General features: G+C 39.1%; 22 protein-coding genes. 5 read left to right on the top strand and 17 right to left on the bottom strand.

Features of this window, described 5'->3' with window-relative positions; genetic code table 11:
- Positions 1-35 precede the first annotated feature (35 nt).
- From ACYVHJ_RS04110 to ACYVHJ_RS04090, 5 genes are all read right to left on the bottom strand, one after another.
- The gene (locus tag ACYVHJ_RS04110) at positions 36-1277 is read right to left on the bottom strand and encodes a metallophosphoesterase (RefSeq protein WP_339902313.1); all 1242 of its coding nucleotides are present in this window, start codon (positions 1275-1277) and stop codon (positions 36-38) included.
- Positions 1278-1375: 98 nt separating this feature from the next.
- Positions 1376-2233 carry a transglutaminase family protein gene (locus ACYVHJ_RS04105; protein ID WP_460512788.1) on the bottom strand — a complete coding sequence of 286 codons (858 nt, stop codon included), beginning with the start codon at positions 2231-2233 and terminating at the stop codon, positions 1376-1378.
- A gap of 98 nt (positions 2234-2331) precedes the next feature.
- A complete protein-coding gene (locus ACYVHJ_RS04100; protein WP_460512786.1) occupies positions 2332-3066 on the bottom strand; it encodes a peptidase in 735 nt (244 codons plus the stop codon).
- The gene (locus tag ACYVHJ_RS04095) at positions 3063-4043 is read right to left on the bottom strand and encodes an alpha-E domain-containing protein (protein WP_460512784.1); all 981 of its coding nucleotides are present in this window, start codon (positions 4041-4043) and stop codon (positions 3063-3065) included. The genes ACYVHJ_RS04100 and ACYVHJ_RS04095 overlap by 4 nt, the downstream gene beginning before the upstream one ends.
- Positions 4044-4059: 16 nt before the next feature.
- Positions 4060-5487: a circularly permuted type 2 ATP-grasp protein gene (locus tag ACYVHJ_RS04090; protein ID WP_460512782.1), complete on the bottom strand. Its 1428-nt coding sequence runs from the start codon at positions 5485-5487 to the stop codon at positions 4060-4062.
- A 458-nt stretch (positions 5488-5945) separates the two neighbouring features.
- On the opposite strand from ACYVHJ_RS04090, the gene ACYVHJ_RS04085 reads away from it, so the two are divergent.
- Positions 5946-7124 carry a DUF4221 family protein gene (locus ACYVHJ_RS04085; protein WP_460512780.1) on the top strand — a complete coding sequence of 393 codons (1179 nt, stop codon included), beginning with the start codon at positions 5946-5948 and terminating at the stop codon, positions 7122-7124.
- Positions 7125-7323: 199 nt separating this feature from the next.
- Here the strand turns inward: ACYVHJ_RS04085 and ACYVHJ_RS04080 are convergent, their stop codons facing one another.
- On the bottom strand, positions 7324-9384 hold the full coding sequence (locus ACYVHJ_RS04080; RefSeq protein WP_460512778.1) for a S9 family peptidase: 2061 nt from the start codon (positions 9382-9384) through the stop codon (positions 7324-7326).
- A gap of 114 nt (positions 9385-9498) precedes the next feature.
- Here ACYVHJ_RS04080 and mscL point away from each other — a divergent pair, with 114 nt between their 5' ends.
- Positions 9499-9918: a large-conductance mechanosensitive channel protein MscL gene (gene mscL / locus ACYVHJ_RS04075; protein ID WP_339905163.1), complete on the top strand. Its 420-nt coding sequence runs from the start codon at positions 9499-9501 to the stop codon at positions 9916-9918.
- A 51-nt stretch (positions 9919-9969) separates the two neighbouring features.
- Here the strand turns inward: mscL and ACYVHJ_RS04070 are convergent, their stop codons facing one another.
- The 3 genes from ACYVHJ_RS04070 to ACYVHJ_RS04060 all read right to left on the bottom strand — a co-directional run bounded on the left by ACYVHJ_RS04070 (position 9970) and on the right by ACYVHJ_RS04060 (position 14431).
- Positions 9970-12072 (bottom strand): ComEA family DNA-binding protein, encoded by a 2103-nt coding sequence (locus ACYVHJ_RS04070; protein WP_460512775.1) that lies wholly within the window; start codon positions 12070-12072, stop codon positions 9970-9972.
- Entirely contained in the window at positions 12069-12896 is an 828-nt protein-coding gene (locus ACYVHJ_RS04065) for a PorV/PorQ family protein (protein WP_460512773.1), read from the bottom strand. The genes ACYVHJ_RS04070 and ACYVHJ_RS04065 overlap by 4 nt, the downstream gene beginning before the upstream one ends.
- 77 nt (positions 12897-12973) lie before the next feature.
- Positions 12974-14431, bottom strand: coding sequence for a BamA/TamA family outer membrane protein (locus ACYVHJ_RS04060; RefSeq protein WP_460512771.1), 1458 nt, complete (start codon positions 14429-14431; stop codon positions 12974-12976).
- A gap of 74 nt (positions 14432-14505) precedes the next feature.
- On the opposite strand from ACYVHJ_RS04060, the gene yidD reads away from it, so the two are divergent.
- On the top strand, positions 14506-14727 hold the full coding sequence (yidD, locus tag ACYVHJ_RS04055; protein WP_339901872.1) for a membrane protein insertion efficiency factor YidD: 222 nt from the start codon (positions 14506-14508) through the stop codon (positions 14725-14727).
- A 1-nt stretch (position 14728) separates the two neighbouring features.
- Here yidD and ACYVHJ_RS04050 read toward each other — a convergent pair whose 3' ends face one another.
- Genes ACYVHJ_RS04050 through ACYVHJ_RS04030 form a run of 5 tightly spaced genes read right to left on the bottom strand, consistent with a single transcriptional unit; the run spans position 14729 to position 20020 of the window.
- On the bottom strand, positions 14729-15838 hold the full coding sequence (locus tag ACYVHJ_RS04050) for a prolipoprotein diacylglyceryl transferase (RefSeq protein ID WP_339901871.1): 1110 nt from the start codon (positions 15836-15838) through the stop codon (positions 14729-14731).
- 30 nt (positions 15839-15868) lie between these two features.
- Positions 15869-17725, bottom strand: a complete 1857-nt coding sequence (gene nadE, locus ACYVHJ_RS04045; protein WP_460512768.1) for a glutamine-dependent NAD(+) synthetase — start codon at positions 17723-17725, stop codon at positions 15869-15871.
- A gap of 39 nt (positions 17726-17764) precedes the next feature.
- Positions 17765-18508, bottom strand: a complete 744-nt coding sequence (gene rnc / locus ACYVHJ_RS04040) for a ribonuclease III (protein WP_339901869.1) — start codon at positions 18506-18508, stop codon at positions 17765-17767.
- Positions 18509-18510: 2 nt separating this feature from the next.
- Complete coding sequence (gene fabF / locus ACYVHJ_RS04035; RefSeq protein ID WP_303611711.1) at positions 18511-19764, bottom strand: beta-ketoacyl-ACP synthase II; 1254 nt, start codon at positions 19762-19764, stop codon at positions 18511-18513.
- Positions 19765-19783: 19 nt separating this feature from the next.
- Positions 19784-20020 (bottom strand): acyl carrier protein, encoded by a 237-nt coding sequence (locus ACYVHJ_RS04030; RefSeq protein WP_010855324.1) that lies wholly within the window; start codon positions 20018-20020, stop codon positions 19784-19786.
- A 148-nt stretch (positions 20021-20168) separates the two neighbouring features.
- Here ACYVHJ_RS04030 and ACYVHJ_RS04025 point away from each other — a divergent pair, with 148 nt between their 5' ends.
- Complete coding sequence (locus ACYVHJ_RS04025) at positions 20169-20597, top strand: IPExxxVDY family protein (RefSeq protein ID WP_339901868.1); 429 nt, start codon at positions 20169-20171, stop codon at positions 20595-20597.
- An 11-nt stretch (positions 20598-20608) separates the two neighbouring features.
- Positions 20609-22039, top strand: coding sequence for a pyruvate kinase (gene pyk, locus ACYVHJ_RS04020; RefSeq protein ID WP_339901867.1), 1431 nt, complete (start codon positions 20609-20611; stop codon positions 22037-22039).
- 193 nt (positions 22040-22232) lie between these two features.
- Here pyk and ACYVHJ_RS04015 read toward each other — a convergent pair whose 3' ends face one another.
- Genes ACYVHJ_RS04015 through ACYVHJ_RS04005 form a run of 3 tightly spaced genes read right to left on the bottom strand, consistent with a single transcriptional unit; the run spans position 22233 to position 24836 of the window.
- Positions 22233-23798: an NFACT RNA binding domain-containing protein gene (locus ACYVHJ_RS04015; protein ID WP_460512764.1), complete on the bottom strand. Its 1566-nt coding sequence runs from the start codon at positions 23796-23798 to the stop codon at positions 22233-22235.
- 1 nt (position 23799) lies between these two features.
- Complete coding sequence (locus ACYVHJ_RS04010) at positions 23800-24561, bottom strand: MBL fold metallo-hydrolase (protein WP_460512762.1); 762 nt, start codon at positions 24559-24561, stop codon at positions 23800-23802.
- The gene (locus tag ACYVHJ_RS04005; RefSeq protein ID WP_014018604.1) at positions 24558-24836 is read right to left on the bottom strand and encodes a hypothetical protein; all 279 of its coding nucleotides are present in this window, start codon (positions 24834-24836) and stop codon (positions 24558-24560) included. The genes ACYVHJ_RS04010 and ACYVHJ_RS04005 overlap by 4 nt, the downstream gene beginning before the upstream one ends.
- Between the last annotated feature and the right edge of the window lies 1 nt (position 24837).

Raw genomic sequence — 24837 nt, 5'->3', positions numbered from 1 at the left:
TTTAACGCGGATTATTGACCTTCTAGGGTCTTGTCTTAGGCTTTTTTTAATTCGATAACGGTGATTTCAGGCCAGATCCCTACTCTTCCGGCAAAAGCATGGAATCCAAAACCTCTGTTTACATAAAGGTATTTCCCTGTTTGCTCTGCGATTCCCGCCCAGTTGGTGTACCTGTATTGTGCCGGGCTCCATCGGATAAATGGCGTCTCGATGCCCATCTGCATGCCATGCGTATGTCCACTCAGTGTCAAATGGATGTTTTTGGGATGGTTTTTAACTTGTTCGTCCCAATGCGTAGGGTCATGCGAAAGCAGGATTTTAAAGTCTTTTTCCGGTACATTTTGTAGGGATTTTTCAAGGTCTCCCTTAGATTGGAAACCAATTCCCCAATTTTCAACACCAAGCAGGCTTATTTTTTGCCCGTCTTTTTCTATGGTTCTGCTTTCATCCAAAAGCAGATCAAAGCCCATCAACTGATGCTTGTTTTTTAACGATTCCAGGTTTTGGGCTTTTGCTTCAGGACTTGGCCAAGAAGTGTAGTCTCCATAATCGTGGTTGCCTAAAATAGAGAATTGACCATATGGGGCTTTGATTTTTGAAAAAACATCCAACATTGGATCAATTTCATTGGCCTTGTGATTGACCAGATCTCCTGTAAATACAAAAAGATCAGACTGCTGAGCGGCAGCCATTTCTGCCCCTTTTTTTACAGCCTGAATATCTTTAAAACTACCGGCATGAATGTCTGACAACTGAGTGATGGTAAACCCATCAAAGGCCTCCGGCAAATCTTTAAAGTAAAGGGTTTTTCTGATCGTTCTAAAGGCATATTTCCCTTTAACAATCCCATAAATAAAGCCTGTCATAGGTATGGCAGCCACAGCAAACGCCAACTGGCTAACAAATTTTCTTCGAGAAACCAATAATGTGCCTTCATTGGAATAATTGGTAGCATATCGGTAAACAGAGCCCAAGCCCCTAATTAGGTCTTCACCAAATAAGAAAAGGACTACGGTTAGTTGGGTAACAAGAATAACCAAAAACCAATTGAGAGATTGCTGTGAAGAGGAGGAAATTTTGCCCTCTTGCATAATGGTGTAAAACGTATACCCAAACCACATGGCGATTGCAGCAGTTAGCACCCAATAGACCGTTTTTCCCTGCGCTAAATAAGCTGAAGGTAAAATGGTTTTGATTCCTTGAAATACATACCAATCCAGAAAAAATATTACGGATAGTAAAACGATGATAAATATTGTGCCTCCCACTTTTTTCATAGAATTTTTTGTGTTATTCTATTAAACTGAAAGCAGGTTAAAAAGGTTAATAAAATTTTGTTTTATTGGGTTTGTTTTAGAAGAAATGGATTTTTGTTTTAAATCTGATGGATGCTGACCGAAGTTTGTAATGTTGAAGGCTTGAGGTTTTCTCCGCCAAAGGTTCCGTGCACAGGAAGCGTATTTTCGGGGAGAAAACTTGAAGCAAGGGGTATGTAATGTTCGTCTACCATAAGCCCCAGGCTAGGGTCCAACCCCACCCATCCTGCACCGGGAAGATAAGTCTCAACCCAAGCGTGAAGTTCATGCCCTTCTTCCAGTTCGGGATTAAAGGCATAACCGCTGACAAATCTGGCCGCCAAGCCTACATGCCTCAACATTTCCATCAGCATAAAGGAAAGGTCTCTACACGACCCTTTTCCGGCAGCAAAAGTCTTGGCAGCAGACCAAAGATTTTCTTCTTCCCGAATGATATGGTGCCAATCGGCATGAATGGCAGCATTCAATTGAGTCAAAAATTGAATGGGATCATTGGATTTGAGTTTCTCTAGCGCATAGCTTTTTAGTAAATTGTTTTTATTGTGTGCCAAAAAGGCTGCCAATAGGGGCAAGTTCTTGGGCCGGTAAGAAAAAGGTTTTTCACTTTCAGGATTAAATTGTTGTAAAAACCATTGATCCATTAAAAACAGGAAAGGGTTGAAATGTTTTGTGTTGACCTGAAAATTCAAGTGAATCTCCATGGATTCAGTTTCTCCTGTAAACCAAGCTTGAAAATAGGGATTGCCTTCAATGCTGTACCTCTCGTTGATCCCTTCAGGTTTGGGGTCGATTTCCAATGAATACGCTTCGACTTCCAAATAATTTCGCTGGAGGGGTTTCAGGTAAAAATGATGAGGATTTAACCTGACAAGTTTTTGGTATTCATAAGTTGTGATATGTTGAATTTTCAGGCGCATAATAGTTTATTTGACCGATAAATTCCAATACTATCAAACCCTTTCCAAGAAGTGATTTTATCAGCCGGAAGAGGCATTGCTACATTTGTCGGTGGTACTTACTTTTCTTCCTTTTTGGGCAGAAAAGCTTTTTTTAAGATCTCTGCCGGTAAGTCATGAATGACATTTTTTAAAGAATCGTTCCAAAATTCAGAAAGGTGATTTAATTCGTGTTGTTCAAATCGGTTTTCTACAATATTGTAACTATCATTTTCTAAGATAACAGTATCTATCGGATAATCAACATCATTGGAGCTGATTCTAGTGGCGTCGAAAGCCAAAAAAGCACTTTTAAGTGCCAACAATAAGGGCTCCTCATACTTTAAAGAACGCTTAAGGACGGGGTTACCAAAGCCGGTGTTTCCGATAATAACAAATGGAGTTCCCTGTCTAATTTCAATCCAATTGCCCTGAGGGTAAAGTAAATAGAGTTTGGGTTCTTTGTCCTCCTCGAGTTGCCCACCAATGATTGAAAATAAATTAAAGAAAAAACCTGATTTTTCTAGAGAGTCTTTGTCTTCTTCCGCTACTCGCTTTACTTGATCAGCAAAGCCATTGACAGCTTTGTATAGCTTGTCATAGGTTGAATCATTTTTTTCAATTAATTCACCAAAATAGGTAATGGCTTTGTCTCTTACAGACCGCAAGCCGGAGGTCATAATAAAAAAAGAATGGTTTCTCCTATTAACTGTATATACTTTTTTTGAGGTGGTTGTATCATTACCTGAGGTAATCCTAGTGTCTGACAAACCTAAAATACCGTGTTTTGTTTTTATTCCGATGCAGAAAGTCATTCTTGTGCCATAGTTTGGCTGGCAAAGTTATCTTTTATTTGGAAATAATTGTCGTTTATTTTATTAGAGATATTATTAATTTTTATTTGTAAATGTTCTATGTATTCATGTAATCCGCTGGAAATAATATCGTTGACATCGTCAAATTCTAATTTTGATCGTAATTCTCCCATTGCCTTTTCAGCACTGTTGGAATACCCTTCACCGCTTGAATTTGAGATTTTGTACAAACATGTTTCTGCTTCTTTCAAGCAAAAGAAAACTGATCTAGGGAAGTATTTATTTAAAACCAAGAACTCGACTACCCCTGAAGGAGAAATGTTTCCATAAAGCCTCCGGTATGTGTTGAAAGCTGTAACAGACTTTAGTAAAGCCATCCAGTGAAGGAAATCCAATGGGGACCCCACTTCCTCGGCAGAGGGGAGGAGGATATGGTATTTGACGTCTAGAATCCTTGAAGTTTTGTCTGCTCGCTCCAAATATTGGCCCAGTTGTCTGAAGTGCCAGCCTTCTGTACGGGCAACGGTATTATCCGCCAGGCCGTAGGACAACAGTATTTGAGATTTTACGTCTTCAAAGAAATTTCTTGGGTCTTCCTTTTTCCAGATTTTTCCATTGGCAGCCTTGTTGACAAAATGATAGGTTTCATTTAGTTTTTCCCAGGTTTCTTTGGTAAGGTTTTCTCGTATCATTCTGGCGTTTTCCCTGGCATTAGAGACAGATGATATGATAGAATTCGGGTTGTTTTGATCGAAGGCTAAAAAATAGATAACCTCCTGCATGTCAAAGGTTTGGTTTCTGGATTTGTATTGTTCATGGTCCCCTGTAGCCATAATTAAAGGTTCCCATTGCTCCTTTAGGTCCGGCGGTGAGTCCAACATAAGGTTGAAATTTACATTGATAAATCTGGCATAATTTTCTGCTCGCTCCATGTATCTCCCCAGCCAGTAAATTGAATTTGCAACTCTACTTAACATATTGTTTCGTTTTAAATTAATATAGCACCCAAGTGTCTTTGCTTCCGCCACCTTGAGAACTATTGACAACAAGAGAACCTTTTTTTAATGCAACCCGAGTAAGGGCTCCGGGTATTACTTCTACTTCCTTTCCATACAATACATATGGCCTTAAATCTACATGTCTGCCTTCTATTGTTTTGTGATCCACTAAGGAGGGTACAGTAGAAAGGGATAATGTAGGCTGTGCTATGTAGTTGTTAGGGTTTTTCTTTACCAATTGTCTGAATTTTTCGTGCTCTTCTGCACTAACTTTAGGTCCTATCATCATGCCGTAACCGCCTGCCGCATTGGTCTCCTTCACTACAAGATCAGAGATGTTTTCTAAAACATGTGCCCGGTCTTTCTCTTCTCGGCACAGAAATGTTGGGACATTATGGAGAATAGGATCTTGATCCAGATAGTATTTTATTATTTTTGGCACATATGCATACACCGCTTTGTCATCGGCTACTCCTGTTCCCGGTGCATTGGCAAGGGCAATATTGCCGGCTTTATAGGCGTCGAAAAGACCAGGAACACCTAGCATTGAGTCTGGATTAAATGCCAGTGGATCTAGAAAAGTGTCGTCAAGCCTTCTGTAAAGCACATCGATTTGCTCCAGTCCTTTAGTTGTTTGCATGTAGACTTTCTTGTTTTGGACCAAAAGATCCATTCCGGAAACAAGTTCTGCTCCCATTTGTTGGGCTAGGTAGGAATGCTCAAAGTAGGCAGAGTTATATACACCTGGTGTTAGTACGCCAATAACCGATTTGGGTTTGTCCGATAAGAATTGAAGCATATCCAAGAGTTGTGTTGGATAATCTGAAACAGGTCTTACCCCCAATTTATTGAATAGGTTGGGAAAGGCACTTTTTATGATTTCTCGACTCTCCAGCATATAAGATACACCGGAGGGACAGCGAAGATTGTCCTCTAAAATATAAAATTCTCCATTATTATCTCTAACCAAGTCTGTCCCTGTAATGTGACACCAAATGCCTTTTGGAGGGGTTAAACCTATACAGGGTTTTAAGAAATCCTTGCTTCCCAATATTAAATCGGCAGGAACAACTTTATCTTTAAGAATTTTTTGCTCGTTGTAAATGTCCTGAAGGAAAAGGTTTAAAGCAGTAATTCTTTGTTTCAGCCCATCATTTATTTTTTGCCATTCATTGCCGGGAATAATTCGTGGAAGGATATCTAAATGCAGAATCTTTTCTACGCCTTCTTTGTCGTGGTAAACATTGAAAGTCATACCCATGGCCATTTGAGCCTTGTCTGCAGAGAATTGGAGTTGGTTGAGCTTTTTTGCTGAAATGTTTTCAATAAATTCTCCGAAGCTTGAATAATGTTCCCGTAATGTTCGGTCTTCATCATACATTTCATCGTAAAATGATTGTTGGTGTTCGTGGTTTACCTTCATCTTGGTTAATTTAAACAGTTGGTTTATTTACCTGAAAATTATAGAAGTTATAAAAATTAGGCAAAATATTTTATTTATACAAATAAATGGAAGTAGTTGTTGGTTTTTTAGAAAAACCACCTTTGGATTTCATACCCGCTTATTAATTATTTTGTTTTGATATCAGTCATAAGTCTGGGGCTTGTTTTAAAATAATTTTGTCCACGCTAGAAAAGTTGCTTTAACTCCAAATTAGAAGCTATAAAATAAATGTTTAGGCAAAATTGTAAATGCAAGCTAGATTAACTAAGTTATCAGGTGTAAAAAAATGATACCTAAGTATTATAGGGCATTGGCTTTAGGGTTTATAGACTTGAAATTTCAGTAGCTTAAGAAGATAGTGGTAGGGCAAAAAAAACAGGTTCCGTGAAAAGGATGAAACTTGGAAGTAGGGCCATTACATTTATAACAATAGCAACATGGGTAGAAGACAAAATCCATTTGACAAATATAAGCGATACAAAATCTCTGGATTCATAGTGATTTTAGCGATGGTTTTTGCATGTGAAAAGGATGAAAAGGGTAAAGCTACAGTGCTAAAAAAATTAGTTCAATCCTCAAATTCTATAAGAATACCGATTGATTCATTGACAGATAATAGAAGCATGCAGCTGGCGTATCATCAGGAATCTAAAGATTGGTTTTTTAATCTAAATCCAAAAGCGAATGAGATTCAGATGTATGACATGGAGGATAATACCTTACGTAAAAGGTTAAGGTTCTCAGTTGAAGGCAACAATAGCGTAGGTCGGATTTTTTCATTCTACATCCATAAGTTAGACAGTATCTTTCTTTTTCAGCAATTTAGTCCAAATATATATTTAACGGACACAAGCGGATCGGTCAGAAAAAAAATCACAGTTCAGGTACCAGAGATGCATACTTCCCCTTTTGTCCATTTAACGTATTTTTCTTCTCCGGCGGTGCTAGAAGGAGAGGCTTTGGTGGTAAAAACCCGTCCTGCGGATGACCATAACCAAATTACAAATGATGTGTTGTCTAAAAGACATTTGACTTATAGCATCAACCTCAACAATGGAGAGACAAAGCTCTTGCCCCACAAATTCCCCATTAACTATTTGGTAGATGGTTATAGGTTTTTCGATTTCAGCTTTGCCAAAGGCTTAGACAAATGGGTTTATTCTTTTCATTCCGACCATGACTTGTATTATTCAGATGCAATGAATACTTCTTTAGCTTCAGTTTCTGCAAAAAGTAAGTACATTAACCGCTTTCAAAACTTCGATTTGTCAGGATCTAGAGAGGAGAATTATAGATATATTGCTAGTGCACCGAATTATAAGAGTATCCTCTACGATAAATTCAAAAACCTCTATTATAGGGTTTGTTATCCGGAAATAGAATTAACTAGTGAGGAGGAAATAATGAAGTATAGATTCGATCCAAAGGTGTTTTCCATATTAATTTTAGACAGCGGGTTGAATGTTATTGGAGAACCCTATTTGATAAGGAAAAATTTTTACCGGACAACCTGTTCATTACTGAAGCAGGAGTGTACTTGTCAAAAAACCACTCGGGTAACCCGGATTTGGAAGAAGACTACCTGTCTTTTGCTTTATTTGAACTATTGGATCTAGAGTGAAATTCATGTTGATTAAACCCAAAGTAGGTAAGCCCTCTGCTAATAGGGGATGCATTTACTTTCTCATGGATTAGGAACAGATATTCCCCCTAACTAAGCTCCGGATGGAGGAAGTTTATGTTATACTATAAGGGAAAGAAAAAGCCTGTTGAAAGGAACAACAGGCTTAATAGAGTTTTTGATCTTAATTTAGGTTAATTTTTAACAAGAGATAGAATAAAGGCATATTCCATGGCCAATTCTTTCAAAGCGTTAAAACGACCTGAAGCACCGCCATGACCGGCCTCCATATTGGTGTGAAGCAAAAGTAAATTATTATTGGTGCGCAAAGCCCTAAGTTTTGCTACCCACTTGGTAGGTTCCCAGTACTGTACCTGACTGTCGTGTAGACCTGAGGTTACCAGTAAATGTGGGTAATCCTGTGCTTTTACATTGTCATAGGGTGAGTAAGAAAGCATATAATCATAGTAGCCCTTTTCCTTGGGGTTTCCCCATTCGTTGAATTCCCCGGTAGTCAAAGGAATGCTTTCATCCAACATAGTAGTCACCACATCTACGAATGGAACGGCAGCGACCACTCCGTGAAAGAGATCCGGCCGTTGATTGATTACAGCTCCTACAAGAAGGCCTCCTGCACTTCCTCCCATGGCAAAAAGTTTGCTTGGATGGGCATATTTTTCTTGAATTAAAAAATCCCCACAAGCGATGAAGTCTTCAAAGGTGTTGTTTTTCTTGAGCATTTTCCCGTCTTCATACCAGTGGCGTCCCAGCTCTTGACCTCCCCTGATATGGGCAATGGCAAAGACAAAGCCTCTGTCCAACAAACTCAACCTACTTGAGCTAAAATAGGGATCTGAACTCAGTCCGTATGAGCCATAACCGTAAAGGAGTACAGGATTTTGACCTTCTTGGGCAAACAATTCTTTTTTATAGACTAGAGACACAGGAATTTCAGTTCCATCTTTAGCGCTTGCCCATATGCGTTCGGATTGGTAGTCCGCCGGATTATGACCCCCCACGACTTCTTGTCGCTTCATAAGGGTTTTCTCCCTGCTTTCCATATGGTAGTCATAGACTGAAGCAGGGGTGGTAAGGGAGTTGTAACCATACCTTAGCACTTCAGTGTAGAACTCGGGGTTGGTGCCAATCCAAACTGTATAGGCAGGGTCCTCCATTTTGATGGTATGCTTTTTTTCTCCGTCCCAAGATCTGATTTCCAGTCTTTGCAGTCCATTGAATCGATTAGCGATGACCAAGTGATGCTTGAATACTTCAAATTCCTCCAAGAAGACGTTTTCTCTTACCGGAATAATGTCTTCCCAATTTTCTTTTTCCGGTTGGTCAATAGGTGTCTTTACCAATTTGAAATTCTTTGCTTGATCAGCATTGGTTAGGATGATAAAGTTAGATCCATAATGATCCACTTCATACTCCAGATTGTCCTGCCTTTCCTGAATTATTTTCCAATCTTCGTTAGGCCGGTCCACCGGAAGAAAACGGTACTCAGTAGAGATGGTGCTTTGGCTAACAATGAATAGAAACTCTCTGGATTTTGATTTCTTTAAGCCAACAGTAAAAGTCTCATCTTTTTCTTCAAAAATCAATTCATCTGTTTCCTGGGCGGTTCCCAATACATGACGGTATACCTTATTCGGACGAAGGGTTTGAGCATCTTGTTGGGTATAAAAAACTGTTTTATTATCCGCTGACCAGACAATATTCCCTGTAACGGCTTTTAGTTGATCCTTTACAACCTTGGCACTATCAAGGCCTTTAAAATGAATGTTGTATATTCTTCTGCCTACTGTATCCAGTGAATAGGCTAAAAGCTTATTGTTTTCAGAAATTGCCAATGCATTGACATTGGTGTATTCATGGCCTTCAGCCAAATCGTTTACATTCAAGAGAATTAACTCTTCTGATTCCAAATGCCCTTCTTTTCTACAATAAACAGGGTATTCTTTGCCTTTTTCAAAACGATTGTAATAAAAGTAGCCGTTTTTAAAATAGGGGACACTACTGTCATCTTCCTTTATCCTTTCTTTCATTTCCTTGAAAAGTGATGCTTGTAAGTCCTCAGTTTCTTTTAGTAAGCTATTTTTGTAGGCATTCTCTTTTTCTAAATATTGAATTACCTCCGGATTTTCTCTGTCATTCATCCAGAAATAGTTGTCTGTTCTACTGTTATCATGCCAAACAAGTGTTTTTGGTTTGATTGGTGCGATTGGTTGGTTTATATGGTTTGTTTTGGACATTTCTGTTTTATTGAAATTATGTTTGGTGTATAATTATTTTGTAATAATCATAGAATTTTTCTTATATTGAATGGCTTATTAAATTTATCTATAGAACCATTAACCAACAAAAGTATGGGATTGATTAAAGAATTCAAGGATTTTGCCGTAAAAGGTAATGTCGTCGATTTGGCTGTTGCGGTCATCATTGGGGCTGCATTTGGGAAGGTAGTTTCTTCTCTTGTGAAAGATATTATCATGCCTCCTATCGGCCTTTTGGTCGGAGGAGTGGACTTCACAGATTTAGTGGTTGTCCTCAGGGAGGCCTATATAGATCCGGCCGGAGAGGAAATTAATGCCGTAACCATTAATTACGGTACCTTTATTCAGTTTACGGTTGATTTCGCTATTGTTGCTTTTGCAGTTTTTATGATTGTTAAGGTAATCAATAATTTGAAGAAGAAAGAAGAAGCTGCACCCACTCCGCCACCACCGACTGTCAATAAAACAGAGGTATTGTTAGAGCAAATCAGGGACTTGCTTAAGGAAAAATAGAATTTGATATTGGTATTGGGGATTTAACCGGTAAGAAAGCAGATGTCTGACTTACCGGTTAAATTGATACCTTAATTGAAAAGTGGTCTCAACCATTTTATTTCCTGGGATTTCTTGCAGACCGGAGCCAATATGTTCCCTGTTGGTATAGCTGGTTTTAGCCCATCTACCCCAAATAGTAAGTCTTGGGTTTATTTTATACTGCGCCAATAAATAGGTTCTTAACCCTTGATCGTAAAAATTGGGGATAGAAAAGGCCCACAAGACATTTTTTTCATACAGGTATTGCCTGTTTTCGTAGTCATCCGTGTCAAATAAAGCTAGGCTTCCAGAAAATCTCCAGGCCCCGGCTTCTCCGGATAAACTCTGTGCGATTAAGAAACCTTTGGTTTTTTTGCCAGCAAACTTATAAAAACTTTGTTGAACCCTCGTTTTCAACTGCCATTTGCGATCAGGGAGATAATTGAGACTCCATACAATGTTTTGCCTTTTTCCTTGAGCAAGCAAATACTGGCTACTAGGTTGGTCCTCAGATAGAAGATTTCTGCTTTTTGTTTCCTCCCGGAATTGAAAAAACATAGTGAGTTGCTTGTTGGGTCGGAATTTCAACCTGCTAAGCCACTCATGTCCTACAGAAGGTGCATAAACCCTAAATCGCATCCAAGGAAAGCTGAAATAGTCATAATAAGCAGACCAACTGAATTTTCGATTGGGCTTAAAATAAATCCCCAAGTACAAGCCTTCTTCATTGATGGGACGAGAGCCTTCCGAAAAAGCATTCCCATAAAAGGTGTGAAAATTCCGGTCATATTTACGCCATACCATAGAAAAATCTACTTTACTATTCAGGCTACTCATTAGGCCTGCCACATGGCCCTTGCCTCCGCTTTTAGAAATTGCAGTTTCACCAAAGAAATAATGGTTTCTATAATTGTAAGTGAAATACAAACTGTGGACACTATTGCTTTTGCCTCTAAATTCAAATTGATTGTATACCCTTTCTGTTGGATAAAGGGGCTGGCTGTATCCTGTATACAATGCGTTAGTACCAATTCGAAAAGTTTTACTGGTATTCTGATAGTTTAAATTCAGACCTAAATTCTGCTCCCTTGCTTGTGCTTTCTTTTGGATTTCATTTTCTGTACGGTGCAAACCGGATAAAACCAAAGAAGATAAATAGGAGGAAGCGTTGTCCATGCTGTCTAGAATGAATTGTAAATTTGCATCCCTAGCCTTGTTGGAAAGCATAAGTGTACCCTCCATTCTACCCAAAGAGTAGCTTGCTGCAATGCCTCTAAAATAGCCTGCTTCCAAGACAGAGGTATAAGGCCTTACTCCGGTAGAGCTTCTTTTTACTGTGGTTATTGTTTCTGCTCCTTTGCCTACAGAAAACCCTGAACCAAAAACCAACCCTTGCCCATATTGTAATTGATAATCTCCCAGAGATAATATTTTTAACCGGCCCTTATTGTACAAGGCATAGTGGAAAGAAAGAAAATTAAATCCATACCTTTTGGTTTGAGGATCCCAAGTAAATGCCTCTCCGGCATCTTTATCTAAGGTGATTCCAAGGCTAAAATCTGCTGCCTGCTGTAAACGAAATCTTAAATAAAGGTTATTTGGATCTCCCAGATACCTGTTACTCAAATCTCCATTGTTCAAAGTATCCGGAATACTAAACCCTTTTCTTGTTTGCCAGACCTTTTGATGACGCAAGAGTAAATAGGCATTTTCGGCCTTTGCCATACGCTGAAAACCCGGGAAGCTTTGGTTTGGATTTGAAGAATTGATAACCACAAAGGGCAGTAGGTTTTGGATGGTGGCTAAGGACCAATCAGGAATTGCCTGAAGTTCGTATAAGGATACAAACTTGCCCAATTGATCCCTGTAATGGATAAAAGATTCAATTTGTTTTGGGCTAAGAAGGTAGAGGGATTGCAAGTCTGTGCTTGTGGCCTCTTGCAGATCCAAGGGCTGGAAATAATGTTGAAGCAGACTTTCGTAAAGGTCTTCATAAGGTATATCTTCTTCCTGAAAAGCAAACCTTTCCTCAATAAATGCTTCAATATCAAGTTCTGCTTGAGGGTTTTGTTGGGCATAAAGCCCCATTGACCCTATTAGCAGGGCAAGTCCGGTGATGGCCGGGCCTTTCATTGCGCCGAAAGGTTATAATTTAAAGAAAAATGGTGAGTGAACCCAAGTAAATAATTTCTTGATAAAGCATAATCTACCTGAAACCTTCTGGGCCTAAATCCAATACCGAAATACAAATTGTTGGGCTGACTTGTAATGCCAGTTCTGGCCCAAAATTTCTCCTCAAAGTTATAGGCTATCCCGGCTTTGAATCGGGCAGGGGAGGAAAGCTCCTTTTCAGTTTCAATATTGACCATCAAATTGTCTGATGGACGATACGAAATTCCTGTTTTCACAATTGTGGGCAGGTAATTCAAATTGCCCTTGCTAATGGCTGCTCGAGTGAAATTGTAAATGTGGGCCCCAAAAAATACTCCGGGGATCAGTTCTGCAGTACCTCCAAGTTCCAGTACCGGCCTAGCGCTTCTACCAAAACCTTCAATATTGGTTTGGAAATAATTGAATTTTATCCCTAGGCTGGCCAGCCCCAATTGTTTGGCAAGACCCAAGCCGATCTGTTGTTGGTTGAAAAGTGCTCCACCATAATTTGAAATTCCTATGCCTAAAATGCCGATATTTTCTGTTGGGACTGTAATTCCAGCCGCCAAGGTAGTCAGTTCATTCAGACCTAGCCTATGGTCGTATCCTACTACAGCTATAATATCCGTTGGACTTTTGCCCAAAGCACCTATATTGTTAAAAATAGCCCATGGTTCGTTTAGGGTTACACTGGCGTTGCCCAAGCCTATACTTTGTGCTCCTTTTGGAAAATGGTCCATGCCATTTTGAGCATAAGAAGTCCCGGTAAAAAGCACGAATGAACCAAGTAGCACCCATTTCTCCATAACCAAAAAAAGAAAGAAAAAATAAAGTAGTATCGGAATATACTAAAAAACTGGGTAATCCGAAAATAAATAACGAATTAAATAGGAGCCTTCACGTTAACAAAGAAACTACCTGCCCCCATATTGTTTACAGAATATTCAAATCTAAATACAGCATCATACATGCCTATTAGGTCTAGTCCTAAACCATATCCCAATAAGTATTTGTTGGTTAGTGCGGCGTTTAATGGGAGACGATTGGCATCCCTAACATAACCATGGTCGAAATTGCCGCTGAGGTAAAGTTTAATGGGAAACATTGAAAATTCATCTATTGGCATGATGTCAGAAATATCATAGGCTATGTCTAATATCTCATAACGCAAGCTGTTTTTGTGGGCAATTAATTGCTGGCCTTCGATTACGTTGAGCTCATAGCCCCTTATAAAATCAGGTTTATAACCTATGCCACGTACCAATGTGTAGGGCTGGTTATCACTAAAGAAAGCAGAGGCTGAAATCCCTGTGGCCAAGTGAAATTTATCTCCGAATTTGTGGTACTTACTGGCTATAATACTAAACTCCAGCTCATCAATGTCGTCATTTCTGAAGATTCCATATTTGGTTAGGCTGGCATCCAACATGGTGCCATGGGTGGCATAGGAAACATTGTCACGGTTGTCGTGACGGTAACGGTAGGAAGCCACAAAATACTTTAATTTTTGGCCATCATGAGTAAAGTAATTGGGCTTTTCTTGAATAACATCTTCATGAATCCAAGTGTTGTGGTAGCCGGTAGTGAAATAATGGAAATTATAAAAACTGCCCCTAAAACTATATGTAAGGGAGGTAGCGAGTGTTTTTTTTAAAATATTCTCTTCCGGATTTCTGTAAAAATACTGCTTATTACCGACCGATTTTATAGGGATATTTTTATTCGTATTGTACCTGAATTTGGCTGCCAAACCATGCAGTTGATTTTTATCAAAATAAGGGATGGTATAGTTCAATAGAATGGCTTGGGTAAAGCCAACTTGGCCGATTACGCGAAGTTTTTCATTTCTTCCCCCTATATTATTGTGATCTAGTTTTATCCCATAGTTTACCCTGGAAAAATCCCTATTTTGATTGGACCACCATTCGGAGAAATTTCTGTCTGCCAAATTAAATATAATGCTGGGCAGTATGTACCACCTTTCTTTAAGGGATACTAAAATTTCTACCTGTTCTTCCCCAACAAAAAGCGGGGTTACAGTGGCTGTAGTGAAAAGCCGTAGGTTGTAGATCTTTTTTTGATCTGCTTCGACTAGATTTACAAATTCATCCCAATTATAGGTTACATTTTCAGCTAAATTCATCTCCCTAAGAATGATATTCTTGCGTGTTTTTTCATTGCCAACAATAAAAATATTATTAACTGTAACTTGTTTTGGGGTACTGGTATTATTGGGGCTGATGTATAAGCTGTCACTATTTTGGGCAAACAAAATTTTACCACCTGTTCCCAGGATGCATATCAATAAAAAAAGCCGGTAAAATAGCGGTTTTAGGTTCAAGAGAATCTAAATTTTGATGTAAGAAATAGAACTTTATTTATATAAATTGACTTGTTTAATGTAAATACGAAAAAGTGAAGAAAATAGTGAAAAAAATTGCGGTATTTCCAATATTGATTTATCAATATGCTATTTCTCCCTTGATTCCAAGGTCCTGTCGTTACTATCCTACTTGCAGCCAATATACAAAAGAAGCCATTATGAAGCATGGTGTTTTGAAAGGTGGATGGTTGGGAATCAAGAGGATAGGCAGGTGTCACCCATGGGGAGGACAGGGCCATGACCCTGTCCCTTAAATTAGTTTTTAAGAGATGATGGGCTTTTTTTATTTTTTAAGGAATAAACGATCAAGCCCAGACCAATGACAACCAAAGGAATGCTTAAAGCCTGTCCCATATTAAATGTGAGGTTGTCCTCAAAATCTACTTGATTCTCCTTGAAAAATTCCCAGACAAATCGCATTCCGAAAACAGAGATCAAGAATAATCCTAAGTATAAACCTTCCGGAATCCCTTCTTTGTATTTTCTCCAGCCTAGGAATAATAACAAGAAAATCAGGAAATAAGTTATGGATTCATAAATTTGAGTTGGGTGTTTGGCAAGACCAAAAGTTTTTACCACGGCTAAGTAATGATCTCCTTGATCTTTAATTTCCAGATTAAGCGGCGCCTCAGGATCTTCGGCCATGTATTTTTTTGAACTTGAAAACCTCGTCAGGGCATATTTTACATCGCGCTCTAATACAGCTTTAAGGTTCGCCTCATCAAAACCTCCTTTTTCAATTTTTATGTCAAAATTTACAGGAACACGTCCCTCACCGGTAAGTTCTTCTTGGCGATCTTCAGGTTTATAAGCATTGATTGCAAGAATGGGTAGATTCATTGTTTCCAGAATTTCTTCAGTTTCTCTGGCGAATACAAATCCACTGTCTGTACCTGTTGCCTTTCCTCCAATTTCTGAGTTCATCAAGTTTCCAAAACGAATCAAAGCTCCGGTTAAAGCTACAACAATAACAATTCTGTCTACCACCCATAAATAAGATTGTCCGGGTGTTCGTTTCGCATAAAGCCATAATGCGAAGAGAATGGCAATAGCCGCACCATGGCTGGCTAGGCCACCTTCCCATACCTTTAAGATGTCTATAGGATTGCTGAGGTAGCGCTGAGGTTCATAAAATAGTACATGTCCCAGTCGGGCTCCAATAATGGTGGCAAGCACCATATAAATGGTCAATTTGTCTACAAGGTTTTCATCATGCCCTTCCTTTTTAAAGAAATGAATCATGAACTGTTGGGAGATTATAAAACCCATAGCAAACAACAGGCTATACCAACGCAACCTGTCAAATCCTGAAAAAATCGAAGGATTGGGACTCCAAACGACGTAATACAAAATACTATTAATCATGGTTTATACTTTTTGATGATAGTCGTTGATTTATTCTTCAAGGTTTTCCATTAAGCCCAATTCTTCCCGATACCCACCGGATAATACCGGAAATCTGTACCATGTTTTAGGATCAACATTGAACTCATCCAAATGAAAAGAAACAGCCAATCTCTCTCTTTTCCATTGATTGATTGACCATAGCCTAAAGAATTTGGCAATGTAACCTTTTAAAATAGATGGTTCAAGAGAAATTTCTTCTTTCAAAATAAGGTATACATCCATCGGTGATCGCTTGTCTCTAATGGCCAGTTTTTCTATCGCAGAAATAACTGGGTAAGGCATCAGATCCTCCTCATCTGTTTGACTACGTTCTTGTGGTCTTAATTCGGCAGTAGGTTGTAAGGAGTTGACAAAACTTAAACCTTGGTAAGCTTTTTCCTTCTCGGCCCACCTTAGCCATTGCAAAATAAAGTCCTTACTTACCGCTGCAATTGGTGATATACTACCACTGGTGTCTCCATCCATCGTAGCATAGCCCAAATCTCCCTCACTTCGATTAGAAGTGCTTAAGAGTAAGAATTTTTTAATATTGGCCAGCATCCAAATAATAGGTGACCTTGCCCTTGCCTGAATATTTTGTAGGGCGATATCGTCTTGTTCCCAGTTTAATTTTCTGCCCAGGGCCTTTTCTATTTTATGCGTATAGGAATTTACTTCTTCATCTATGGTCCAGTGGTGAAAAGTCGCGCCCAGACTTTTGGCGAGGTTTTGGGCACTGTTTAGGGTGGCAGTTGAAGAGTTTTTTGTTCCCTGATATGCAGTGGTGAAAATTTCACCTGTAATTTCTTGTATACTACTGCTAGGACTGATGTCTCCCTCCCTATGGATTTTTTTTATAAACAATGGACCACCGAGCATTTCTACTCCTCTTTTCACCATTTCAGCTACCAAAATGGCAATGGTGGAGGAGTCTGCTCCACCGCTTAAGGAAAGGACAAACCCCCTACTTCGACTCTTTCTTAGGTAGTCAAAGAGAGCCAATGTGGAGGCTGCCATAAATTCCTCATTTTTAGTATGTAAATTGTGTACCAACTGCAAAGGTTTAGCGGCTTTGGCAGGGAATTGGAAAGTTTGAAGTTGAACAGCTTGGAAGGAAAGCAATTTGTTTTTTAGCAAAACTTCTCCCCTCTCGGCATAAAGTATTTCTCCATCAAAAATCATTCGGCCACTTTCGTTGCCTAACAAGTTGACATAAAAATAAGCTACACCTAATTCCTTGGAGCTTTCTTTTACCAGTAACTCTCTTTGTTCACTTTTACCCATGGCAAAATGACTTGCGCTTGGGTTAAAAATAATATCTACCCCTCTTTGTTTAAGGCGATGTCCGGGTCTGAGGCTACCTCTCCAAGCATCTTCACAGATTTCAAAGCCATACTTGTGACCCTTTTTATTAAAAATTATATCACCAAATGGGTACTCCTTACCAAAGCATTCAATGGTGGAGACTTCTCCTCCTATCCAGGGAGTAAACCATCTGCCTTCATAGTGTACTCCGTCTATGGCTAAAAATTGTTTGGCTACAAAACCTAGGATTTCCCTATCCTCTAAAACTGCCATGCAATTGTACAATTGGTTGTTGATTCTGCAGGGCAGGCCTACCAAAACAGTGATGTCTTGGGTATGAGGAAGAATTTTTTGTATGCTGTCTAGTGCTTTTTTAGGGTACCAATAACTCAAAAACAGGTCTTCACTTCCATATCCTGTAATACTCAATTCCGGCAAACACAGGAGGTCAACTTTTTTTTCTTTGGCCATGGCAATGGCCTGAATTATATTGTCAAGGTTACCTTCCCAGTCCAATGGAGTTTGATTGAGCGTGGCACCAGCGAGAAGTATTGGAGACATGATAATGTTTTTTTAAGACCGGTTTAGGGATGCTTGTATTTAGGGGATTATCTGTAGTTTTTCACAGGCCATTCTAGCAGCTTCCTGTTCAGCTTTCTTCTTGGTTGCACCTTTGCCTTCTGAGAAAGGTGTACCATTGATCTTCAATTCTACTTTGAACTCTTTGAACCGTTGGCTACCTTCTACGGATTTTAGTTTAAAGTCTATTGCTTTATTGTCTTTTTGGGACCACTCAATAATTTTACTTTTAAAATTGGTTGTGGTGGCAATAATATTGTCCAAATCAAAAAAAGGATTGATGAGCCTGCTGTTGATGAATTTTCTACAAAAATAGTATCCCCTGTCTAAATAAATGGCACCGATTAGGGCTTCCAACGTATCGCCATAAAGAGATTTAAAGCTGTAGGGGACTTTACTGCCCATTTCGGATTCCACAATTTTAGGTAATCCAATTTTTTGGCCTACCTGATTGAGGGCTTCCCTGTTGACAATTCTAGACCTTGTCTCGGTAAGAAAACCTTCGTCACGATAGGGGAATTTTTGGAAGAGGTATTCGGCCACAATGGTGCCCAATACAGCATCTCCCAGATATTCTAGGCGCTCATTACTGATTTTTACACCGGCTTTTATTTCCTTCGATGCAGAAACGTGTCTGAACGCAAGTCTATAGAGAGATAAATTTAAAGGCTTGCTACCCACTATATTTTTAATAGCGTAAGCAAGCCTTTTATCTTTCTTATTATAAGTTAGCTCTTGAATTCTGAGCAACCGAAGTAATTTCAAATTTATTCTGCTATTTTTTTGAAAATGATAGAACAGTTATGTCCACCAAAACCAAAAGTGTTACTCAGTGCTACATTGACCTCTTTTTTCTGGGCTTTATTAAAAGTGAGGTTCAGTTTTTCATCCACTTCCTCATCATCTGTAAAATGGTTGATGGTAGGTGGAATAAGACTGTTTCTCATAGCCAAAATGGATGCTATGGCTTCTACAGCACCTGCAGCTCCCAGAAGGTGACCTGTCATGGATTTTGTACTACTGATATTCAAATTGTACGCGTGATCACCAAAGATTTTTTTAATGGCTTTTACTTCACTGAGGTCTCCAAGAGGAGTGGAAGTACCATGCACATTAATATAATCTATGGCCTCAGGTTTTAAACCGGCGTCTTCAAGAGCGAATTTCATCACGTTGGCTGCTCCTCGTCCTTCCGGATGTGGTGCAGTGATGTGATGGGCATCACCTGTCATTCCGCCACCGATCAATTCTGCATAAATTTTGGCGCCACGTGCTTTCGCATGTTCGTATTCTTCCAAAATCAATGCGCCGGCACCTTCTCCCAATACAAAACCATCCCTGTCCTTATCAAAAGGTCTGGAGGCAGTTGCTGGGTCATCATTTCGCTGAGACAAAGCCTTCAAAGCATTAAACCCGCCTACACCTGCTTCAGTAACAGCAGCCTCAGATCCTCCGGATATAAATATATTGGCTTTTCCAAGTCGGATATAATTGAATGCATCTATCAGGGCGTTGGTAGCAGAAGCACAGGCTGAAACGGTTGCAAAATTAGGCCCTTGGAATCCATATTTTATGGATATAAACCCTGCCGCGATATCAGCTATCATTTTAGGGATGAAAAAGGGGTTAAATCTTGGTGTACCATCACCTCCTGAAAAGCTTGTTACTTCATCCTGAAAGGTTTTCAATCCACCTATTCCAGATCCCCAGATTACTCCGGCTCTGGTAAGGTCTATCTTTTCTAGGTCAAGCCCGGAGTCTTGCATGGCTTCAGCGACAGCTACCATTGCATATTGGGAATACGGATCAATTTTTCTGGACTCTTTTCGGTCCATAAATTGAAGTATGTCCAAATCTTTTACTTCGCAGGCAAATTGGGTTTTGAATTTTGAGGCATCAAAACGGGTAATAGGCGCAGCACCGCTTACACCATTCGATAAGCCGTCCCAGAATTCCGGGACAGTATTGCCGATTGGTGTAAGGGCACCTAAACCTGTTACTACAACTCTTCTTAAATTCATAAATGATTTTAAGTATGGGTTATTTTACGTTAGCTTCCAAATAGCTAACAGCCTGACCAACCGTACCGATCTGCTCAGCCTGGTCATCTGGAATAGAAATGTTGAATTCTTTTTCGAATTCCATGATAAGTTCCACTGTATCTAAAGAATCAGCACCAAGGTCATTGGTAAAGCTCGCTTCAGGAGTAACTTCAGATTCTTCGACGCCTAACTTATCAACGATAATGGCTTTTACTTTTTGTGCAATTTCAGACATTTTGTGATCAGTTTAGTTTAAACACACCGCAAAGAAAATTATTTAATACCTTAATGTCAAAAAAAATGACAAACTAAATTAAGAACTTTCGCTCAAAGTAAGAAGTTGAAATAAAATTTTTACCTTTGAGCTTTTAAATTCTTCCTGAATGAAGAAAAGCAAACTTCTTTTTGAAACCACCTTCGATTTTGATCTTTTAGGCCTTGTAGCCCCTTTAAAGGACTATAAATTGGCCTGGCTGATCAATACAACTTTGGGGATTCGTTTAAAAAAGACTGAAGATTATCACTTGGAATTCTTGAATCAACCGGATTTAATTATTTCTCAATTTATGTTAAAAAAAGAACATGGATTTATTCAACTATTGAAAAATAAGTCATATCCGGTGGGGGGACGCTCAAGATACCTCATTCCGGAACTCCTGAGTATGGATTACTTTTTACTCTGCCAAGACTTTACAGATGAAGTGGATTTAAATACGTATATTGACGCCCTTTCCAATGTAAGTGGAATACACAGTATTGTTAAAATTGATACGATTAAACTAAAATCAAAAGAAAACCTGTTAACATATTAAATATATAGAAAATGAGAGTACCTATTTTTAATAAAACCAAAATATTAGCTACTGTTGGTCCTGCCAGTAATAATAAGGAAACCATTACTGAGCTTGTGATGGCCGGGGCTGATATTTTCAGGTTAAACTTCTCCCATGGTGATCATACCATTCATGCAGCAGTCATTAAGACCATTCGTGAAATGAATGACAGCTTAAATCTAAGCACAGGAATACTGCAGGATCTTCAGGGACCAAAAATTAGAGTGGGTGAGGTGGAAAATAATGAGGTGCTAATTAAGCCCGGAGATCCAATTACCATTACAAATGACCCTGTGGTAGGAACAGCCAGCTTGGTGAGCACGGTTTATCAAAATTTGCCCAATGATGTGGTTAAAGGTGACCGTATCCTCATTGATGATGGTAACTTGGAATTAGTAGTTCTCAAAACAGATGGTAAAAATGTGGACTGTACTGTAGTTCATGGTGGCATTTTGAAATCCAGAAAAGGTATTAACCTTCCCAATACAAAGATCAGTGCCCCTTCTCTTACAGAGAAAGACTTGATTGACCTTGAGTTTGGCTTGGAAAACGAAGTGGATTGGATTGCCCTTTCATTTGTAAGAAGTGCAGAGGATATCCTGGACCTTAGGCAAAGAATTAAAAAAGCCGGCAAATCTTGTAAAATTGTTGCCAAAATAGAAAAACCTGAAGCACTTGAGAATATTGATGAAATCATCAATGCTACAGATGCAATTATGGTGGCTAGGGGAGACCTTGGTGTAGAAGTGCCTATGGAAATTGTTCCACTTTGGCAAAAAAGAATGGTGGAAAAATGTAAAATCGCCTGTAAGCCTGTTATCATCGCCACCCAAATGATGGAAAGCATGATCGTAAACCCAAGGCCGACAAGAGCTGAAACCAATGACGTGGCTACAGCTGTCCTTGATGGGGCTGATGCTGTGATGCTTTCTGCTGAAACAGCTTCAGGTAAATTTCCTGTTGCAGCTGTAAAAGCAATGAGTAGTATCATTGATCATATTGAAGTCAATGGTGATGTGTACCACAACCTCTATAAAATCCCTGAAGATACTGAAAGTTTCTTGAGTAATAATTTATTACTTATGGCCAGTAGGTTGTCTAGAAATGTAAAAGCCAAGGCCATTGTCGGAATTACGGCTTCAGGTTTTACCGCATTCCGTATTTCGTCTCATCGTCCTTCTGCAGATATTTTTATTTTTACCCGAAACAAGAAATTGCTAACCCAATTGAGCTTGGTCTGGGGTGTAAGGGCTTTTTATTACGATAGCCAAGTATCAACGGATGGTACATTTCATGACATTCAAGAAAGATTGAAATCTGAAAAACATGTGTCCGAAGGTGATATTGTTATCAATACAGCCAGTATGCCACTAAAAGCTAAAGGCAAAACCAATATGTTGAAGATTCACGTGGTAGATTAATTTTCTACGATGAAAATAAATGGAAATGGATTATCATTTCTTAAGTTAAATGGCAGTCTGATTTTTTAGACTGCCATTTGAATTTTTATTTGATTAAAAAAATTTTGGTAGTAGGAATTAAAGCAGGTTGATGTGCCGCACTATGCCTAGGTTACCTTTAAAAAAAGCGCTGAGAGAATTCGGTATCTTTTATTTAAATTTCTTCCGGTCCCTCAGGTTTAATTAAAATGACTTTTTCACGATCCACCATTACAGCACCTGGAAGGGAACCTTTTACCTTCCTGACATATTTACAAGGGGTGTACATGACTGGGGCTAGAGAAGCAGTTTTGTTCTTGGAGTAATGGGCAGCCAAGGCCGCTGCGCGTTCTAAAACAGATTTGGTTGGGTTCATGCCTGATTGGGTCTTGATGATCACGTGAGAGCCTGAAACGTCCTTGGCGTGTAGCCAGATGTCCTCTTTCCAAGTATACCTTCTCAATAATTCATCATTGGCCTTTGCTGATTTCCCAACCCATACCTCAAACCCCTCAACTTCAAACCGCTTATAGGGCAGTTGTACCTGTTGTTTTGCAGTAGAAAATTTATCACCTTTTTTGAGCAATGACTTTATGGATCTAAAATCCTCAGACTGGTTTACCTCTTCCTCTTCTTTCGCAATTTCATCCAACTCCTTTTCCTTCTGGGAAAGGTTTTTTCTCAGTTGGTCAAACTCAATTTTCTTATTCTTGCTCTTTTTATATAGTTGCTCCGCGAACTTTTGGGGGCTAAGCCCTCTTTTTAAATTTATTTCCCGGTTGGTGTTTAAATAAAAATCAAAAAGATCTACTTGATTCGCTCCGGGAGGAATTTGGTGGAGGTTGGCCATGATTACATCAGCTGTTTGGCTTGGAGGAGGTTCCTTCTCCATACTCTCAAGTTTTTCCCTGGTTTTATGGATGTAATTCAATGTTTTTTTTCGACGCTCATTAAGTGTTCGGAGCAATTGGTTTTTTATTGTTTCAAAGTTTTTCCTTACAACGGCTTTCTGAAAATAAAGATTGCATGCCTCAAGTGGGTCAGCTGTGCTTGCAATAGCTGATTGGCAAGGCAATAGGCTGAGTAGGTAATTGTCATTTTTCTTGAAAATCGAAAAAAATGGCACTTCCATCATCTCCAGTAACTCGGTCATCAATGAAAACCTCTCTTCGAGATCGGCTTCCAGATAACCTGCTTCTTTTAACCAAGCCCTAGGGAGCTTGCCTAGGGTGGGTAAAAACTGAGATGCATTGCCATCCAGTTGCTGGAATCTCTCCCATGTAAGTGTCAGTTCTTTTTCTAAGTCACGAATTTTTATGGCTTGGTCTTCTTTGAGTTCTTTTCTGAAAAGGTTTGAAGGAAGATCATCTTTTTCTGTAAATAATAGAATGTTGGATCGGCTTCCATGCATTTTAAACAGCAATGCCTGCTGGTCATCCAAAATGAAATAAAAGGCCCGCTCGTAGCTGAGTAGATGTAGTTCAGTAATCTTTTTACCTATTACTTCAGGGAAAAGATCTACATTGTTTTTTTTGCTTCTCTTAAAATCTTTTGGAAAACTTAGACAAGGGTTGGAAGGCAATAGCAAAGCCCTAATAAAAAAGGGATGGTCATCCTTTGTCTGTATTTCAATAATTAACTCCTCTTTGTTTTGAGAAAAACAAGCCACAATATTGCCTCCTAAAATCTCACTTTTAATTGCTGGGCATAAAAACTTAAAAAAATGGTAATTCAAGTGCATATTATAGTTGCAATTTCATGCCGTCAAATGCAATTTCAACATTGGGAGGAAGCGAGCTGCTTACCTCTCTATGGGTTCCCATTTGATGGCTTATGTGGGTTAGGAAAGCTTTTTCGGGACCAATAATTTTAATGAACTCCAGAGCTTCCGCAAGTGTGAAGTGGGAGATGTGTGGTTTAATTTGTAGTGCGTTGATAACGAGAACCTTACTCCCTTTTATTTTTTTTACTTCTTCAGGAGAGACGTAATTTGCATCAGTAATATAGGTAAAATCCCCAATCCTGTATCCCAAGACTGGAAGTTTGTGGTGCATCACCTGAATGGGATTAAATTGAATATCACTGATTTGGAATGGAGTATTTGTGATTTCATTTAAAATTACTTTGGGTACTCCGGGGTATTTCGATGGTGCAAATATATAGGAAAACTCCCTTTTGATTTGATCCAGCACTTGGGCAGTTCCATACAAAGGAATGTCCATTTGCTGCTTGAAATTAAATGGTCTTATATCATCAAGTCCGGCCGTATGGTCTTTATGCTCGTGGGTATATACTACTGCATCTAATTGGGTAATTGGGGCCCTGAGCATTTGGGTCCGAAAATCCGGTCCTGTGTCAATAACTATACTTTTCCCATTTATGTCAAGGTGTATGGAAGACCTAAGTCGCTTGTCTCTATAATCCAAGGAGGAACAAACATTACAGGTACAACCGATTACCGGAACTCCTTGGGAGGTTCCGGTTCCTAAAAATGTGATATTCAAAGCTTCAATTCTGTTTGTTTAAGTTCAATTAGGAAATCCTGTTGTTTTTGATCTTTAAAGGACTGAGGATTGAAATCAAGCATCTTGAGAATATCTAATAATGCATTGATTTTGCCTTCTAAGGTGAAATATTTATTAATAATTACAATTTTGGTTTCCTTTAAAATACAAAAACCGGATTTAAAATTGCCCTTCTCATACCTCAGGTGATAATCTGATGAAGCAAAGATATTCTCCAGTTTGTCCAAAAAGTTTTTGGTGTATTTTATGGGCATT

The sequence above is a fragment of the Cyclobacterium sediminis genome (assembly GCF_054781075.1).
This window is presented reverse-complemented; position numbering and strand designations above follow the sequence as displayed.

Excerpts from the sequence above, each read along its gene's own strand:
- ACYVHJ_RS04025 (WP_339901868.1), top strand. The coding sequence starts at position 20,169 with ATGAAGAAAAGCAAACTTCTTTTTGAAACCACCTTCGATTTTGATCTT.
- nadE (WP_460512768.1), bottom strand. The coding sequence starts at position 17,725 with ATGTCTCCAATACTTCTCGCTGGTGCCACGCTCAATCAAACTCCATTG.
- ACYVHJ_RS04110 (WP_339902313.1), bottom strand. The coding sequence starts at position 1,277 with ATGAAAAAAGTGGGAGGCACAATATTTATCATCGTTTTACTATCCGTA.
- ACYVHJ_RS04015 (WP_460512764.1), bottom strand. The coding sequence starts at position 23,798 with ATGCACTTGAATTACCATTTTTTTAAGTTTTTATGCCCAGCAATTAAA.
- ACYVHJ_RS04085 (WP_460512780.1), top strand. The coding sequence starts at position 5,946 with ATGGGTAGAAGACAAAATCCATTTGACAAATATAAGCGATACAAAATC.
- ACYVHJ_RS04095 (WP_460512784.1), bottom strand. The coding sequence starts at position 4,043 with ATGTTAAGTAGAGTTGCAAATTCAATTTACTGGCTGGGGAGATACATG.
- ACYVHJ_RS04090 (WP_460512782.1), bottom strand. The coding sequence starts at position 5,487 with ATGAAGGTAAACCACGAACACCAACAATCATTTTACGATGAAATGTAT.
- ACYVHJ_RS04050 (WP_339901871.1), bottom strand. The coding sequence starts at position 15,838 with ATGATTAATAGTATTTTGTATTACGTCGTTTGGAGTCCCAATCCTTCG.
- ACYVHJ_RS04030 (WP_010855324.1), bottom strand. The coding sequence starts at position 20,020 with ATGTCTGAAATTGCACAAAAAGTAAAAGCCATTATCGTTGATAAGTTA.
- ACYVHJ_RS04105 (WP_460512788.1), bottom strand. The coding sequence starts at position 2,233 with ATGCGCCTGAAAATTCAACATATCACAACTTATGAATACCAAAAACTT.
- ACYVHJ_RS04065 (WP_460512773.1), bottom strand. The coding sequence starts at position 12,896 with ATGGAGAAATGGGTGCTACTTGGTTCATTCGTGCTTTTTACCGGGACT.
- fabF (WP_303611711.1), bottom strand. The coding sequence starts at position 19,764 with ATGAATTTAAGAAGAGTTGTAGTAACAGGTTTAGGTGCCCTTACACCA.
- mscL (WP_339905163.1), top strand. The coding sequence starts at position 9,499 with ATGGGATTGATTAAAGAATTCAAGGATTTTGCCGTAAAAGGTAATGTC.
- pyk (WP_339901867.1), top strand. The coding sequence starts at position 20,609 with ATGAGAGTACCTATTTTTAATAAAACCAAAATATTAGCTACTGTTGGT.
- ACYVHJ_RS04005 (WP_014018604.1), bottom strand. The coding sequence starts at position 24,836 with ATGCCCATAAAATACACCAAAAACTTTTTGGACAAACTGGAGAATATC.
- ACYVHJ_RS04070 (WP_460512775.1), bottom strand. The coding sequence starts at position 12,072 with ATGAAAGGCCCGGCCATCACCGGACTTGCCCTGCTAATAGGGTCAATG.
- ACYVHJ_RS04080 (WP_460512778.1), bottom strand. The coding sequence starts at position 9,384 with ATGTCCAAAACAAACCATATAAACCAACCAATCGCACCAATCAAACCA.
- ACYVHJ_RS04100 (WP_460512786.1), bottom strand. The coding sequence starts at position 3,066 with ATGACTTTCTGCATCGGAATAAAAACAAAACACGGTATTTTAGGTTTG.